This window comes from Arthrobacter yangruifuii (assembly GCF_009192775.1).
Classification (GTDB): Bacteria; Actinomycetota; Actinomycetes; order Actinomycetales; family Micrococcaceae; genus Arthrobacter_B; species Arthrobacter_B yangruifuii.
Window position 1 is genome coordinate 64,345 of the sequence record NZ_VTFX01000004.1, and the last position, 15,600, is coordinate 79,944.

14 protein-coding genes are annotated in these 15,600 nt (G+C 65.4%); 4 read left to right on the forward strand and 10 right to left on the reverse strand.

Features of this window, described 5'->3' with window-relative positions; all coding sequences use genetic code 11:
* The 9 genes from GD627_RS08265 to GD627_RS08305 all read right to left on the reverse strand — a co-directional run bounded on the left by GD627_RS08265 (position 1) and on the right by GD627_RS08305 (position 8,639).
* Positions 1-1,875 (reverse strand): HNH endonuclease signature motif containing protein, encoded by a 1,875-nt coding sequence (locus GD627_RS08265; RefSeq protein WP_152272114.1) that lies wholly within the window; start codon positions 1,873-1,875, stop codon positions 1-3.
* A 149-nt stretch (positions 1,876-2,024) separates the two neighbouring features.
* Positions 2,025-2,591: an RNA 2'-phosphotransferase gene (locus GD627_RS08270; protein WP_194266007.1), complete on the reverse strand. Its 567-nt coding sequence runs from the start codon at positions 2,589-2,591 to the stop codon at positions 2,025-2,027.
* Between the two features lie 102 nt (positions 2,592-2,693).
* On the reverse strand, positions 2,694-3,284 hold the full coding sequence (locus tag GD627_RS08275; RefSeq protein WP_246165397.1) for an HAD family hydrolase: 591 nt from the start codon (positions 3,282-3,284) through the stop codon (positions 2,694-2,696).
* Between the two features lie 22 nt (positions 3,285-3,306).
* Positions 3,307-3,714 (reverse strand): hypothetical protein, encoded by a 408-nt coding sequence (locus tag GD627_RS08280; protein ID WP_152272117.1) that lies wholly within the window; start codon positions 3,712-3,714, stop codon positions 3,307-3,309.
* Between the two features lie 92 nt (positions 3,715-3,806).
* Positions 3,807-4,136 carry a metal-sulfur cluster assembly factor gene (locus tag GD627_RS08285; RefSeq protein ID WP_146362000.1) on the reverse strand — a complete coding sequence of 110 codons (330 nt, stop codon included), beginning with the start codon at positions 4,134-4,136 and terminating at the stop codon, positions 3,807-3,809.
* 23 nt (positions 4,137-4,159) lie between these two features.
* Positions 4,160-4,930 carry a Fe-S cluster assembly ATPase SufC gene (gene sufC, locus GD627_RS08290; RefSeq protein WP_146362001.1) on the reverse strand — a complete coding sequence of 257 codons (771 nt, stop codon included), beginning with the start codon at positions 4,928-4,930 and terminating at the stop codon, positions 4,160-4,162.
* 108 nt (positions 4,931-5,038) lie between these two features.
* A complete protein-coding gene (sufD, locus tag GD627_RS08295; protein ID WP_152272118.1) occupies positions 5,039-6,373 on the reverse strand; it encodes a Fe-S cluster assembly protein SufD in 1,335 nt (444 codons plus the stop codon).
* Positions 6,373-7,848, reverse strand: coding sequence for a Fe-S cluster assembly protein SufB (gene sufB / locus GD627_RS08300; RefSeq protein WP_146362003.1), 1,476 nt, complete (start codon positions 7,846-7,848; stop codon positions 6,373-6,375). The genes sufD and sufB overlap by 1 nt, the downstream gene beginning before the upstream one ends.
* Complete coding sequence (locus GD627_RS08305) at positions 7,848-8,639, reverse strand: helix-turn-helix transcriptional regulator (RefSeq protein ID WP_425481903.1); 792 nt, start codon at positions 8,637-8,639, stop codon at positions 7,848-7,850. The genes sufB and GD627_RS08305 overlap by 1 nt, the downstream gene beginning before the upstream one ends.
* Before the next feature lie 107 nt (positions 8,640-8,746).
* Between GD627_RS08305 and GD627_RS08310 the strand changes: the two genes are divergently transcribed.
* Genes GD627_RS08310 through GD627_RS08320 form a run of 3 tightly spaced genes read left to right on the forward strand, consistent with a single transcriptional unit; the run spans position 8,747 to position 11,477 of the window.
* Positions 8,747-9,715 (forward strand): ABC transporter ATP-binding protein, encoded by a 969-nt coding sequence (locus tag GD627_RS08310; RefSeq protein WP_152272119.1) that lies wholly within the window; start codon positions 8,747-8,749, stop codon positions 9,713-9,715.
* Complete coding sequence (locus GD627_RS08315; RefSeq protein ID WP_425481904.1) at positions 9,712-10,455, forward strand: ABC transporter permease; 744 nt, start codon at positions 9,712-9,714, stop codon at positions 10,453-10,455. The genes GD627_RS08310 and GD627_RS08315 overlap by 4 nt, the downstream gene beginning before the upstream one ends.
* Positions 10,456-10,460: 5 nt before the next feature.
* Positions 10,461-11,477 (forward strand): COX15/CtaA family protein, encoded by a 1,017-nt coding sequence (locus GD627_RS08320; protein ID WP_246165398.1) that lies wholly within the window; start codon positions 10,461-10,463, stop codon positions 11,475-11,477.
* A 544-nt stretch (positions 11,478-12,021) separates the two neighbouring features.
* Here the strand turns inward: GD627_RS08320 and GD627_RS08325 are convergent.
* Positions 12,022-12,918 (reverse strand): heme o synthase, encoded by an 897-nt coding sequence (locus GD627_RS08325; protein ID WP_146362412.1) that lies wholly within the window; start codon positions 12,916-12,918, stop codon positions 12,022-12,024.
* A 476-nt stretch (positions 12,919-13,394) separates the two neighbouring features.
* On the opposite strand from GD627_RS08325, the gene tkt reads away from it, so the two are divergent.
* Positions 13,395-15,584: a transketolase gene (tkt, locus tag GD627_RS08330; protein WP_152272121.1), complete on the forward strand. Its 2,190-nt coding sequence runs from the start codon at positions 13,395-13,397 to the stop codon at positions 15,582-15,584.
* Positions 15,585-15,600 lie beyond the last annotated feature (16 nt).

The following is a 15,600-nucleotide window of genomic DNA, read 5'->3' on the forward strand; positions in this document are numbered from 1 at the left end:
TCAGAACGGCGGCGGGTCCTCGTCCCGGGGATCTGTCTCCGCATCGTGGCTTCCCAGTTCGAGGAACGGTTCGGTCCGGTAGACCCGTCCCGTCGGGGACGTCCACTCCATCACTCCCGGTGTCGGTTGGGTGGCTTTCCAGAATCCCAGGGTCTTGAACCGGTGATGCCGGCGGCAGAGGTGTTCCAGGTTGCCGTGTTCGGTGTTCCCGCCATTCACCCAGTCGGTGGTGTGGTCGATTTCCGTGACCGCAGTACCGACCCGGCATCCCGGGAACCGGCACGTTCCGTCGCGGGCCCGTAGCCAGCGGGCGAGTCCGGCGGGGACTTTCCGGCGTCGTCCGACCCCGAGGATCTCCCCGGTGGCTGGGTCCTGGGCCAACCCGGTCCAGTGCACGGCGTTGCGTGCGAGTCGGCGGGCTGCGTCGGCGCTGATCGGTCCGTAGCCGTGCAGTTCGGCAGGCTGCTCGTCGGCACCGAACAATGTTTCGGCGTTGATCAAGACCATGATCTCGGCCCGCGGCAAAACACCCATGGGTTCGGACGGCTCGTCAGGTTCGGTGCCACCGGCTTCGCGAGACTTGCGAGCATTCCCAGTCCCGCGACCGGTTCCATCTGTGCGGTTGACCCCACCACTGGAACCACCACGGGGTGAACCAAGCCCGCCCATCAGCAGTTGGGTCAGGATGTCGGCACGCAGCTGGTCCGCTGTCCGCAGGTCCCCGTCCGCCTGCTCACCACGGGCTGACGTACACAACGCTGTGTAGATCTGCTGGGCATGCTCGGCCCGCAGATGGGCGGAGAGCCAGGACATGCCGTCCTCGTCCCGTTCCAGGATCACCTTGCGTTTCTCGAACGCTGTCCGGTGCCGTTCGGCAATGGTCTCGGGATAGGTTTTCTCCCGCAGCCGGCGTGCCTTGGCACAGAACTGTGGCCGGGTTATGCCTTCGGCTTTGGCGAGCAGCTCCGCCTCAAACTCCGGGAGTTTGGAAGCGGGAATGTCCTGGCACTGGTCCAGGACCACCTGCGCGTGCGCATAGGAGAAGCGTCCTTCTTCCAGTCCGGTCAGGGTGGCGGTGTGGGTGCTGCAGAGTCTGCCGGCTTCGACCATCATGCCCTGCGCGGTGGTCTGCGGAACATTCAAAATCGCAGCGCACTCGGAGGCAGCGAGGCTGAACGCGAGCCCCGGACCTTCACTGCCGAAGTGCTTGCACACATCCTTGCGGAACAGTTCCTCCATATGGTTGAGCGCGCGGGCCTGCTGGGCCTGCGTCCACCGAACCAAATGCGACAGACGGGCCAATACCTCACCGGTGGCGTGTTCGTCGAAGGACTCCAGATTCGCCATCGCCAGCACCCCGGTAAAACCGTCCGGAAAGCCATCACCATCAGCACCGGTGGCACCTGTGGCGGGTTCTGCAGGTTCAGCGGGCTCCGCAGGTTCAGCGGCCGGCGAGTCTGTGGTGTCCTCTGGGACGGGTCCGGGTTCTGCGGGTTCAACCGTTGGGTCGGGGTCGGCGGATGCGGATCCTACTTCCGGCCCCGCAGCGGAATCCGATGTGGAGTCTGCCGCCGGTCTTGCGGTGAAGTCGGGATCCGGCGCGGAACTGGGTGCGTCGAAGAGGGTGGCAGCAGGCGTATCGGCGGGATTGGTAGAGGCATCGCCGGTGTTGGTGTTGGTATATGCGGACGCGGCAGTGTCGCCCTCAGCGCCGGCCTGAGCGCCGCCGTCACCACTGACATCCGGAACCGCCCGATACACCGCCACCGTGCAGGGCGTGCGCGAAGCATCCTCGTTGCCAGCCGGGCCTGTTGGCTGCTGGTCGTACCTGCCTGATTCTTCGGTTGTCCGGTCGGTGTCCCCGAGCTGATCCATACCCTCAGGATTTCACCCGGCACTGACATTTCCGCCCGAAAACAGGCCAAAAACGGGCCTCCCGAAAAAGCGAAAATACCCGTCTTTCTCAGACGACTACCTAGTCCGCACCACCCCGACAGGTCATCTCCGAGGAACGGTTTTACCCCTCAATGTCCCGAATCAAGGACCTCAACTGCGGAAGCTGGAATGGCGCCGGACAGCCAAACCCCCGACGCCGATCGATAGAAGCTGACCCCTGCCGAAGCCGCAATGTCCGTGGCGATCCGGAGAATCACGGGGTCGGCGTCCTTGCGCTGTCCCACCTGATGTGCCTGCTCGACCGTTTCCGCCAGATGGACGTACTGCCGCTTCATGGGCAGGAGCCCGGACCTGCGGATGGCGGGCAGGGAGGCCCGGGCTGTGCCGTGGAAAAGCACGACCGGCGGCGTACAGGGCTCCTCAGCCGGCAGGACCGGTACGGAGTGTCCATGCACGGCCCGGATCCGACCATTGCTCATCTGATGCCGCTTCTTCTCCGATGCTTCGAGCACCTCCCGAAGCACTGCCTCGTCGACGTATGCCCACCCCGGACCCAGCCGGTGAAGGGCGTCCAGCACGTCGCTGATCGGTGCCCATCCCTCAGGATCCAGCTCCAGCAGGTACTCCCCCGGTGCGTGACGGAGTGCATGGGACAGGACCCTGCTGATCTCGGTTCGGCTTGGCTGCTCACCCATAGGTCTTCTCCCTCTTCCCGAGTCTCTTTCCCCGTTGAAAAGTCCACCTGAACTCTCCACAGTCCCCGCAGCCATCAACCCCCGCTTGGCGGAACGGGTACCCTACCGCCGCAGGTCCGCCAGCTCGCGCCTAAGATCCGTGCCGGCACCGAAAAGTACGGTCCGGAAGCCCAGCGCCTGTGCTGCCGAGATGTTCCGGGTGTTGTCGTCTATGAACACCACGTCTCCAGGCGCCGCCGGCAGGTCCCGCAGCACATGCTCGAAGATCCGACGGTCAGGTTTAGTCATCCGGAGCGGCCCGCTGAAATAGGTTTTCTCGAAGTACTGAGCCCAGGACGACTCCCGCAGGTACCGCTCAGACATCCCCTCCGGCATGTTGGAGAGCAGGGCCAGGCGTGCGCCCTCGTCCGCAAGGCTTTGCAGCACGCCTACCGTCGCCGGATTCAGGCGGGACCACTGCGCGGCATCCAGGTCTTCCAGAACCGCCAGGCGTTCCTCCTCCACGGTCCTGCCAAGCACCGCTGCCCAGTAGTCGGCAGGTGTCAGCGTGCCGGCGTCGAAGGCTTCCCGGTGCGTCCAGTACCGGCTGTCAGCGTGAGCAAGGTCCCTGCCGGCCTGCGCCTGAAGGGCATCCCAGTCGGCCGGCTCAGGAGCTGTCGAAATCACCATGCCGTAGTCGAACAGATACCACATTCCGGGAGAGGACAACGGCACCTCAGACGCCCGGCTGCCCGACATTTACTTCGGTAACGTCCCGGCAGAGCAGCCAGCGGCTGTCCTCCAGCCGCCAGGATTCCATCAGCAGCGCCCGTGCGGTGATTTCACCTTTGTTGCGGTAGGTCATCTCGTAAAACACCACGGCTTCCTCCCGGCCGCGCGGGGCGACGGTACGGAATCCCGCATGCACGGTGCTGCCCTGAAGCGCCTGGACCGTGTCGCGGAAACCCTTTCTGGCGCCTTCGCCGTCAAACGGCTCCGCGGCATCGGCCGAGGAGCCCAGCCAGCCGTGATACCCGGACGCCAGGCAGGCCTCAATGGGGGTGCTGTCCCCCGTCGCCATGGCCTGGTTCCAGGCCGCCAGATACTGGTCGTGGAAGTGAACGGTGCTCGCGGTATTCCCCATGCCGCGAACGCTAGCAGCGGCCGGGAGGAAAAGAGTGCAGACACGCAAAGGCCGCCCCCGGCAAATCCGGGAGCGGCCAATAGGCGCAAACGCTAGATGTTGAAGCCGAGGGCCCGCATCTGGTCGCGGCCGTCGTCGGTGATCTTGTCAGGTCCCCACGGCGGCATCCATACCCAGTTCAGGCGCCATTCGTCGACGACGCCGTCCAGTGCCTGGGCGGTCTGCTCTTCGATCACGTCGGTCAGCGGGCAGGCTGCCGTCGTCAGGGTCATGTCGATCAGCAGTGCGCCGTCTTCGGCGTACTTCAGTCCGTAGAGCAGGCCCAGATCGACAACATTCACCCCCAGTTCGGGGTCAATGACGTCCTTGAGGGCCTCTTCAACGTCCTCCAGGGACGTGGAGGCCAGGTCGGAGTCGCTCATTTTTGCTCCTTCAGCTGTCTTTGCTACGCGCCGGCTGCGGCGTTGGCGCCGGTGAAGCGGTCGTAACCTTCTTCTTCAAGCCGGTCCGCCAGTTCGGGCCCGCCCTGCTCGGCGATGTGTCCGTCAACGAAAACGTGGACGTAGTCGGGCTTGATGTAACGAAGGATACGCGTGTAGTGCGTGATGAGCAGGGTGCCCATGCCGCCCTTGGAGTGCTCGCGGTTCACGCCTTCGGAAACAATCTTCAGGGCATCGACGTCGAGACCGGAGTCGGTCTCATCGAGGATGGCGAACTTCGGGTGGAAGAGTTCAAGCTGCAGGATTTCCACGCGCTTCTTCTCGCCGCCGGAGAAGCCCTCGTTGACATTGCGCTGGGCAAAGTCGGCGTCGATACGCAGGTCGGCCATGGCCGCCTTGACGTCCTTGGTCCAGTGACGCAGCGAGGGGGCCTCGCCGTCGAGCGCGGTCTTTGCGGTGCGCAGGAAGTTGGTCATGGTGACGCCGGGAACCTCAACCGGGTACTGCATGGCCAGGAAGAGGCCGGCGCGGGCACGCTCGTCCACGCTCATGGCGAGGACATCTTCGCCGTCGAGGGTGATGGAGCCGCTGTCTACGCTGTAGCGCGGGTGCCCGGCGATGGTGGAGGCCAGGGTGGACTTGCCGGAGCCGTTGGGGCCCATGATGGCGTGCGTCTCACCGGTGTTGATGGTCAGGCTGACACCCTTCAGGATCGGCTTGCGGCCCTGTTCGGTCTCAATGCTGACGTGAAGATCCTTGATCTCAAGAGTAGACATGCGAGTTGGCTTTCTCCTTTGCACCCGCGGGTGCGTTACTAAGCTTTGGGGATGGAAGGCGGCGCTGGCCGAAGGTGCCGGGGTGAGCCGGCACCTTCGACGCGTGGCCTAGTAGGCTCCGGAGGCTTCGAGCTCACGCTCGACGGCGTCGGTGAGACGCTCTTCCAGGGCAGGAACCTTGATCTGCTGGATGATCTCGGTAAGGAAGCCGCGGACCACCAGACGGCGGGCAGCGTCCTCGGGGATACCGCGTGCCATCAGGTAGAACAGGTGCTCGTCATCAAACCGGCCGGTGGCGCTGGCGTGGCCGGCACCCTCGATCAGTCCGGTCTCGATCTCCAGGTTCGGTACGGAGTCGGCACGGCCGCCTTCGGTCAGCAGCAGGTTGCGGTTGACCTCGTACGTGTCGGTGCCTTCGGCTTCCTTGCGGATCAGAACGTCGCCAACCCACACGGTGTGTGCGTCGCGGCCCTGCAGGGCGCCCTTGTACATGACGCGGGACTTGCAGTTGGCCTCGGCGTGGTCCACGAAGAGACGCTGTTCCAGGTGCTGGCCGGCGTCGGCGTAGTACAGGCCGAACATCTCCACGTCGCCGCCGGTGGCGGTGAACTTGGAGGACGGGGTGACGCGCACCAGGTCGCCGCCGAGGCTGACGACAACGTGCTTGAACTTCGCGTCGCGGCCGATCTTCGCGTACTGCGCGGAGGCATGCACGGCGTCGTCGTCCCAGTCCTGGACGGAAACAACGGTCAGTTCCGCACCGTCGCCCACCACAATCTCCACGTTCTGGGACAGCACTGCCGAGCCCTTGTGGTCCAGGACCACAACACCCTTGGAGAACTTCTCCGCAGTGATGACAATGTGCTGCGCGGCCGGATCCTTGCTGACACCGTTGATGGTCAGCGTGACGCTGCCCTCAATGACGGTGTCGGCGGGAATGGTCACGGACGTGGCCTCGCGGAAGTCCTCCCATGCGGCAGCGGCAACCCGGTCTTCAGGGATGCCGGCAGAGCCGATGCGGGCGTCCGTGCGGGCAATGCTTTCCACCCGCACACCGTCCGGGGCGACGACGGCGAGCTCGGGAGCCGTGCCGTCGAGGTCCGCGGTGTGCAGTCCGCGCAGGCGCTTGAGCGGGGTGAACCGCCAGTCTTCTTCCCGGCCCGTCAGTTTGCCGAAGTCAGCCCGGTGGAAGGAGGTGGTACGGCCGGCGCGTGAGCTGTCCGGGATACCCTCTCCGCCGCCGTGGCTGTGGGACTTGCTGCTGTCGCCGCCCAGCGGTGAGGAGTCCTCGTTCAGCGGGGAGAGGTTTTCGCCCTCCTCGGTGAAGCCGTCAATGCGCACACGGCTGGTTTCCGTGGGGGAACCAACCTTCGCCTTGACCTCCTCCACTACGTTGCTGACCTTTTCGGTCACGGTTTCGACGACGTCGTTAAGCTTCGACATTAACCGACGGCTCCTTCCATCTGGAGTTCGATGAGGCGGTTGAGTTCAAGGGCGTATTCCATCGGCAGTTCACGCGCGATCGGCTCGATGAAGCCGCGCACGATCATGGCCATTGCCTCGTCCTCGGGAAGGCCGCGGGACATGAGGTAGAACAGCTGCTCCTCGCTGACGCGGGAAACAGTGGCTTCGTGGCCCATGGTGACGTCATCTTCACGGATGTCCACGTACGGGTACGTGTCCGAGCGGGAGATGGTGTCCACCAGCAGGGCGTCGCAGCGCACGGTGTTGGCCGAGTGCGTGGCGCCTTCGCGGACCTGGACCAGGCCGCGGTAGGCGGCACGGCCGCCGCCGCGGGCCACGGACTTGGAAATGATGGAGCTCTTGGTGTTCGGGGCAATGTGGACCATCTTGGATCCGGTGTCCTGGTGCTGGCCCTCGCCCGCGAAGGCGATGGACAGGGTCTCGCCCTTGGCGTGTTCGCCCACCAGGTAGACCGCCGGGTACTTCATGGTGACCTTGGAACCGATGTTGCCGTCGATCCATTCCATGGTGGCGCCCTCGTGCGCAATGGCGCGCTTGGTCACCAGGTTGTACACGTTGTTGGACCAGTTCTGGATGGTCGTGTAGCGGACGCGGGCGCCCTTCTTCACGATGATTTCGACGACGGCGGAGTGCAGCGAATCCGACGTGTAGATCGGTGCGGTGCAGCCTTCGATGTAGTGGACGTAGGAATCCTCGTCCGCAATGATCAGCGTGCGCTCGAACTGGCCCATGTTTTCCGTGTTGATGCGGAAGTAGGCCTGCAGCGGAATCTCGACGTGGACGCCCTTGGGGACGTAGACGAAGGAGCCGCCGGACCACACTGCGGTGTTCAGGGAGCCGAACTTGTTGTCACCGACCGGGATGACGGTGCCGAAGTACTCCTGGAACATTTCCGGGTGTTCCTTCAGCGCGGTGTCGGTGTCCAGGAAGATGACGCCCTGGCGTTCCAGGTCCTCGCGGAGCTGGTGGTAGACAACCTCGGACTCGTACTGCGCCGCGACGCCGGACACCAGGCGGCCGCGCTCGGCCTCGGGGATGCCGAGCTTCTCGTACGTGTTGCGGATGTCCTCGGGGAGGTCTTCCCAGGTGTTGGCCTGCTTCTCCGTGGAACGCACAAAGTACTTGATGTTGTCGAAGTCGATGCCGGAGAGGTCTGCACCCCAGGTCGGCATGGGCTTGCGGTCGAAGTACTTCAGGCCCTTGAGGCGAAGGTCCAGCATCCACTGCGGCTCATTCTTCTTAGCCGAAATGTCACGGACAACTTCCTCGCTCAGGCCGCGGCGGGCGGTTGCACCGGCAACGTCCGAGTCGGCCCATCCGTACTCGTATGTACCGATGCCCTCGAGCTCAGGGTTCTTTTCCAGGATGTCTGAAATCACAGACTCCGGCACCAATGAAGGTGCCGTTGGCTTCTGGGTTACTTGATCCGTCATCACGGCCTTTCTTGCTGATGAATGGATGTGGACTGGGTGGTCTCGGCGCGCAGTGGAACCTGCGGCGCGGATCGGGTCCGACCCACGGGAATGTGGGTCGTACAAACGTGGCCGCCCCTCGAAAGCGTGGACAGTCGGCGGACGTCCACGTCCAAAAGGCGGGCAAAAACTTCGGTCTCCTTGTCGCAGAAGACCGGGTAGGCCGTGGCGAGACCCTGGATGGGGCAGTGTGCCTGGCACAGCTGGACGCTCAACAGCGTACTTTTCTTCGCGCCGGCGCCGATCATGGTGGTCGACGCCACGAAGCCGTCCTTGCTCAGTTCCGCTGCCAGCGCCTGGGCGCGGTCACCGACGTCGGGACCCGCTGCGTCGACAATCGGACGGTACCGCTCCTCCATCTTCCCGAAACGCGCCGCGGCGAAGGCCTCGATCGCCTGGGGGCCGAGCGCGGCACCAAGCTGGCGCAGCGCCTCGGTGGCAATGTCCAGGTAGTCGTTGCCCAGATGCGCCTGGCCCTGGGGGCTCAGGACGTAGCGCCGGGCGGGCCTTCCGGCGCCCGAAGAGGAGTTGCGGACGAGCTTGACCTGAATCAGGCCCTTGCCGGACAGGGCGTCAAGGTGGCGGCGCACGGCGGCAGGCGTGAAGCCCAGCCGTTCGCCCAGCTCGGCGGCACTGACAGGACCGTGTTCCAGGACGGCTCCCAGGACCTTGTCCCGGGTGCGCTCCTCTGCCTCGCGGGCAGCACTGGGTACGGCCGCTGCCTTCGGTTCTGAGTTGCTCACAGAATACACAACACAAGCATGTCCTAATCTGTTCCCCGATGCCACTAAGGCAAGGCTTGCTCTTTTCACAGCTGCGCCCCGGCCGTTCCCGCCACCGGTACTACCTAACGTAGAATATGCAGGTGCCTATCGATGAACCCTGCCTGACCATTAAAGGTCTGATCAAGGACTGCGGCCCGGTTGCAGGTCTCGACGGCAAGATGATCCGCGTCCTCGCCGGAGTCGACTTCACAGCCCGCCGCGGCTCCGTGACTGCCCTGCTCGGCGCCAACGGTGCCGGCAAGACCACCACGCTCGAATGCGCGCAGGGCCTGCAGCCCATCAACGGCGGGGAAATACGCCTGCTCGGACAGGACCCGTACCGTGCCGACGCCCACCTGCGCAGCCGTGTCGGGGTGATGCTGCAGGACGGCGGCCTCCCGCCGTCGGCCCGCCCTGTTGCCCTGCTGGAACACGTGGCGCGCATGTACGAGTCGCCGCGGCCCGTGGCGGAGCTGGTGGAGCGCCTGGGTATCCGCAGTTTTGCCAATACCGGGATCCGGCGGCTCTCCGGCGGCCAGAAGCAGCGCCTGGCTATGGCCGCGGCGCTGATCGGCCGGCCTGAGGTGCTGTTCCTGGATGAACCCAGTGCCGGCCTGGATCCGCAGTCCCGCCAGATTGTCTTCGAACTGATCGAGGAGCTGCGGGCCGAAGGCCTCGGCATCATCCTCACCACCCATCTCATGGACGACGCGCAGAAACTCGCGGACTACGTCTACATCATCGACGCGGGCAAGACCGTCGCCTCCGGCACCGTCGCCGAACTGACGTCCGCCACGGGGCAGCAGGCCGAACAGCGGCTGCTGACGTTCGACGCCGCGCCCGGCCTCGACGTCGCCGGCCTGGCTTACGGGACGCTGCAGCACCTTGAGGTGACCGAGGCGGCCACCGGCCACTATGCCGTCCGCGGCGCGCTGACCCCCCGGGACCTTGCCGCGCTGGCCGGCTGGTGGGCCGAGATGGACATCCTCCCATCGTCGGTCCACATGGCCTCACGCACCCTGGAGGACGTTTTCCTCGATCTTTCCGGAAGGACCATCCGTTGAGTGCTCCCGCTTCCCTTCCGGTACGCATCCTGAACCAGGGCCGCTATGAGGCCGTCATGATGCTGCGCAACGGAGAGCAGTTGATCCTCGCCGTGGTCCTGCCGCTGCTGGCCATGGTTGCCCTCGTGGTCACTCCCCTGTTGGACGGTTACGGCACCAGCCGCATCAACATGGCCACTCCGGGGATCTTCGCCCTGTGTGCCATGTCCACTGCCTTCACCGGGCAGGGCATCGCCACCGGATTCGACCGCCGCTACGGCGTCCTGCGCTACCTCTCCACCACGCCGCTGGGCCGGGCCGGGCTGATTGCCGGGAAGGTCATCGCGGTCCTCGCCGTCCTGCTCATCCAGGTGGTGCTTGTGTCCGTGGTGGCCCTGTTGATCGGATGGCGGCCGGAGCTCAGCGGACTGGTGCCGGCGCTGCTGCAGCTGTTCCTGGGGGCCATCGCCTTTACGGCGCTGGGGCTGCTGGTGGCAGGGACCGTGCGACCCGAGGCCACGCTGGCCATTACCAACCTTCTCTGGATCCTTCTGGCAGCCGCCGGCGGTATCATCATCCCGGTGGGCCACCTGCCCTCGTTGCTGCAGCCGTTCATCGAAGTCCTGCCCTCAGCGGCCCTGGGCGATGCCCTGCGTTCGGCCCTGATCGATTCGCAGTTCAATATTTCCGCCACGCTGATTCTTCTGGCGTGGACAATACTGGGCGGCCTCGGTGCTGTCCGCTGGTTCAAATGGAGTTAGAGACCGTGTCACAGACCTCGGCCGGAGTCCCCGCCCGGCAAGCGAACAGCCCGCAGCCGGCAGCGGCCGGACGGCTTATCCGCAACCTTGCCGTCGCCTCCCTGGTGGCCAACATCGTCATTGTGGTGACCGGCGGAGCGGTGCGCCTGACCGCATCCGGCCTCGGCTGCCCTGAGTGGCCGCTGTGCACGGCGGACTCCCTGGTCACGACGCCGGAGATGGGGCTTCACGGCATCATCGAGTTCGGCAACCGGATGCTGACCTTCGTGCTGACGGCCATTGCCTTTGCCACGGTGTTCTCCGTCTGGCGCGTCCGGGCCGAGCGCCGCGACCTCTGGTGGCTGTCCATCGCACTCCTGGCCGGCGTCCCGGCGCAGGCCGTGATCGGCGGAATTACCGTCCTGACCGATCTGAACCCGTGGGTGGTGGGCCTGCACTTCCTCGCCTCGACGGTCATGATCAGCGTGGCCGTGGTGATGGTCAACCGGTCCCGCCTGTCTGCGCTGGACCTGCAGGCACGCCATGCACCGCTGGCGGACGGGAGCCTGCGGCCCGTGCTGGGAGCCATCGGCGTGCTGGCCGCGCTGACGGTGGTGCTGGGTGTGGTGGTCACCGGTTCCGGCCCGCACGCCGGCGATCATGGTGCAGCCCGCAACGGCCTGAATCCGGACCTGATCACCCGTATCCATGTGGTGCCCGTGTACCTGCTGGTGTTTGCGCTGGCGGTCGCGCTGTACCTGGTCTTCCGCCGGGGCGCTGATGCCCGGGTCCGCAAAGCCGTGCTGCTGCTCGGCGTCGTCGTCCTGGCCCAGGCGGCCATCGGCTACGTCCAGCACTTCCTGCACCTGCCCATCGCCCTGGTGGCGCTGCACATGCTCGGTGCCTGCCTGCTGACGGCTGCCGCGGCGCAGACGGTGTACATCGGTTTCAACAAGCAGGTCCCCGGCGGTGCTGCTGTTGCCGTGGAGCAGGCACGGGCCGCCCGGAACACCCGGTCCGGCCGCCGCGCTGCCCGGAAGTAGTAACCGGCTGCGGAAGTAGCGCTGCGGTTCCCGACGAAAGGGCCGGACTCCCCCGCGGGGTCCGGCCCTTTTTGTGTCCTAGGGCTGTGCCGGGCCGTCGGTCGCAGGGAGGCCTCCCCGCCGCAGAGGCTCCCACACTCTGGTACTGCTGTTCCGGGTGTGACCCCTGAAGCAACACCTGTCCCAAAGCGTGGGAAGCTGTGCGCTCCGGGGCGGCTGGCCCTCGCCCGAAGCCACACCATTCCCGGCTTCCGCCCGTCGACTGAGCAGATAACGCGGTTATCCGGTGTCCCATAGCCCGTTATCTGCTCAGTAGATGAACTGTTGCAGCCCGATGAGGGACCTTCCTCCACAGACGTGCAGGACGTTCCGGGTTAGGCGGCTTTAATACTCCCGGCGAGCTCTGCGAGCCGGGAGTTTCGTTGCCGCCGTTCCGGAACACCCGGAACGCCCGTCGCCCCAGGCGCGAGGCCACCAGCGAACCCCGGAAACAGCAGCGGCCGGACCCCCGAAGGGATCCGGCCGCCGGAAGCGGAGCAGGAGGCTACACCAGCGCGGAACCCACGAACGGGTCCACGGCCAGAGCCAGGAAGAGGATGGTGAGGTAGCTGATCGACAGGTGGAAGACCTTCATGGCGGACTTATCGTTGAGCTCTTCACGCTGGGCCCGGGAGTGCAGCTTGTGTGCCTCGGCCACGAACCAGCCGCCGGACAGCAGCGCGGCGATGGTGTAAACCCAGCCGGCACCGCCGACGGGAACCAGGAGCAGCGAGCAGGCCACGGTGGCGTAGGCGTACAGCACCACCTGGACGGAAACCAGCTTGGCACCGGCCACGGCCCCGAGCATCGGCACGCTGGCATTGCGGTAATCCTCGCCGTACTTCATGGACAGCGGCCAGTAGTGCGGCGGCGTCCACAGGAAGATGATCATGAACAGAATGATGGCCGGCCATTCCACCTTGTTGGTGACGGCAGCCCACGCGATCAGCACGGGCATGCAGCCGGCGGCGCCGCCCCAGACAATATTCTGGGTGGTGCGGCGCTTGAGGATCAGGGTGTAGAACACCACGTACAGGAAAATGGCGCCGACGCCGAGCAGGCCCGTGAGCGGGTTGGCTCCGAACCAGAGCAGGGCAATGGCCACAATGCCCAGCACCCAGGCAAAAACCATCGCCTCACGCGGGGAGACTTCGCCGGTGACCAGCGGACGGTTCTTTGTCCGCTTCATCAGCTTGTCCATATCGCGGTCGATATAGCAGTTGAAGGCACCGGCGCTGCCTGCTGCAAGGGCACCGCCCACCATGGTGGCCAGGATCAGGCCCAGGGACGGCAGTCCCCGTTCGGCGAAGATCATGGTCGGCAGGGTGGTCACGAGCAGAAGTTCGATGACGCGCGGTTTGGTGAGCGCCACGTAAGCCCGGGCCTTGCGGCCCACCGTCATCTTCCCCGTGTAGACAGGGGATTCGGCATGCTGGGTAGTCACGAAGCGATCACTTTATCCAATCTGGAACGAAAAAGTCCGTCCCCATCATAACCTCTATCGGTTGTAGAAAACGAAGCCCTTCAGGCGTGCTGGCCCACCTACCCGCAGGCATGCCAAAGTTCGCGCCCCGCACCGCGCGGCACGGCCCGCCGGGGCAGGCAGGAAGCAGCCTTAGACGATAAGGTTGGAACGGACCTTTCCCGCGGCCGGCAACGGTGCGGGAGGGGTAAAGCAACACACACTATTAAGCAGTATCCGCAGTCTCGGCTGCGGGACGCGGAACAAGTTATGCCGTGCGCGGTATCGATTTGCGTCTGTCGTTGGTTGTAGTGGTAAAGGAACCGGACGCACCCGTTCACGGGGCATCCGGGCATGTCCGGTGCTGTACAGCACCGGTTGTCTGCAGAGAGAGGGGCCCGGTAAACGTGCCACATATGGAAGAGCAAGAACTGATCTGGACCGATACGGACCGCAGGGCAGTTGATACCGCCCGTGTGCTGGCCGCCGATGCCGTGGAGAAGGTCGGCAACGGCCACCCCGGTACGGCCATGAGCCTTGCCCCGGCCGCGTACCTTTTGTTCCAGAAGGTCATGCGCCACGACCCGTCGGATCCGCACTGGATCGGACGCGACCGGTTCGTCCTCTCCCCCGGGCACACCTCCCTGACCCTCTACATTGAGCTCTTCCTCTCCGGCTACGGCCTGGAACTGGAGGACCTGCAGTCCCTGCGTACCTGGGGTTCCAAGACCCCGGGCCACCCCGAGTACCGCCACACCGACGGCGTCGAAATCACCACGGGCCCGCTCGGCCAGGGCCTCGCCTCCTCCGTCGGCTTCGCCTTCGCCCAGCGCCGCCTGCGCGGTCTGCTCGACGCCGACGCCGCCGACGGCACCAGCCCGTTCGACCACACCATCTGGGTCATCGCCTCCGACGGCGACATGCAGGAAGGCGTCACGGCCGAAGCGTCCTCGCTGGCCGGGCACCAGGAACTGGGCAACCTCGTAGTGATCTACGACGAGAACCACATCTCCATCGAAGACGACACCGACATTGCCTTCACCGAAGACGTGCTCAAGCGCTACGAAGCCTATGGCTGGCACACCCAGCGGGTGGACTGGACCAAGACCGGTGAATACGTCGAAGACGTCAACGAGCTGTACAACGCACTGATGGCAGCCAAGGCCGAAACCGGCCGCCCCTCCATCATTTCCCTGCGCACCATCATCGGCTGGCCTGCACCGAACAAGCAGAACACCGGCAAGATCCACGGTTCCGCCCTGGGCGCCGACGAAGTAGCGGCACTGAAGGAGACGCTGGGCTTCGACCCGGCGAAGAACTTCGACGTGGACCCCGAGGTCCTCGAGCACGCACGCCAGGCAGTGGCCCGCGGAGCGAAGGCCCACGAAGAGTGGAACGAAGGCTTCAAGGCCTGGGAAGAAGCCAACGCCGAAGGCTCCGCCCTGCTTGCCCGCCTCGAAAAGGGCGAGCTCCCCGAAGGCTGGGAAGCATCGCTGCCCGTCTTCGAAGCCGGCAAGGACATGTCCACCCGTGCCGCTTCCGGCAAGGTCCTCTCCGCCATTGGCCCGGCCCTGCCGGAACTGTGGGGCGGCTCTGCCGACCTTGCGGAGTCCAACAACACCACGATTGAAGGCTCCCCCTCCTTCATCCCCGCGGGCAAGCAGACCAACGCCTGGTCCGGCAACCCGTACGGCCGCGTGCTGCACTTCGGCATCCGCGAACACGCCGCGGCGTCGATCGTCAACGGCATCACGATGCACAGCAACACCCGGGCCTTCTCCGGTACCTTCCTGATCTTCAGCGACTACCAGCGTCCGGCCATCCGCCTCGGCGCACTGATGGGCGTGCCTGCCATCTACGTCTGGACCCACGATTCCATCGGGCTCGGCGAAGACGGACCCACCCACCAGCCGGTGGAGCAGCTCGCCTCCCTGCGCGCCATCCCGGGGCTCGACGTCGTCCGCCCGGGTGATGCAAACGAGGTGGCCGTCGCCTGGCGGACCATTCTGGAAAACACCGAAAACCCGGCCGGCATTGTGCTGACCCGCCAGAACATCCCCACCTACTCCCGCGACGAAGGTGCTGCCACGGCCACCGAATTCGGCTCCGCCGAGGGTGCCTCCCGCGGCGGATACGTGCTTGCCGAAGCCGTCCGTGACGGCAGCGTCGTCACGCCCGACGTCATCCTGGTCGGCACCGGTTCCGAGGTCCAGCTGGCCGTCGAGGCCCGCGAAGCCCTCGCCGCGGAAGGCGTAGCCGCCCGCGTGGTGTCGATGCCGAGCATCGAGTGGTTCAACAAGCAGGACCAGGATTACCGCGAGTCCGTCCTGCCCAAGGACATCCGTGCCCGCGTTTCCGTGGAAGCGGGCGTTGCCCTCGGCTGGCGCGAAATTGTCGGCGATGCCGGCCGCAGCGTCTCACTGGAGCACTTCGGGGCTTCCGCCGACTACAAGACACTGTTCCGCGAATTCGGCATCACCGCCGACGCCGTGGCGCAGGCTGCCCGAGACTCCCTTGCGGCCGTCGGCGGCAGCGGATCGGCACCCGACGGCACCACCGGTGCCGCTTCCGGAGCGCAGTCCACCGAGACCGGCGACCAGCAGTAACCCCCTGATCTAAAGG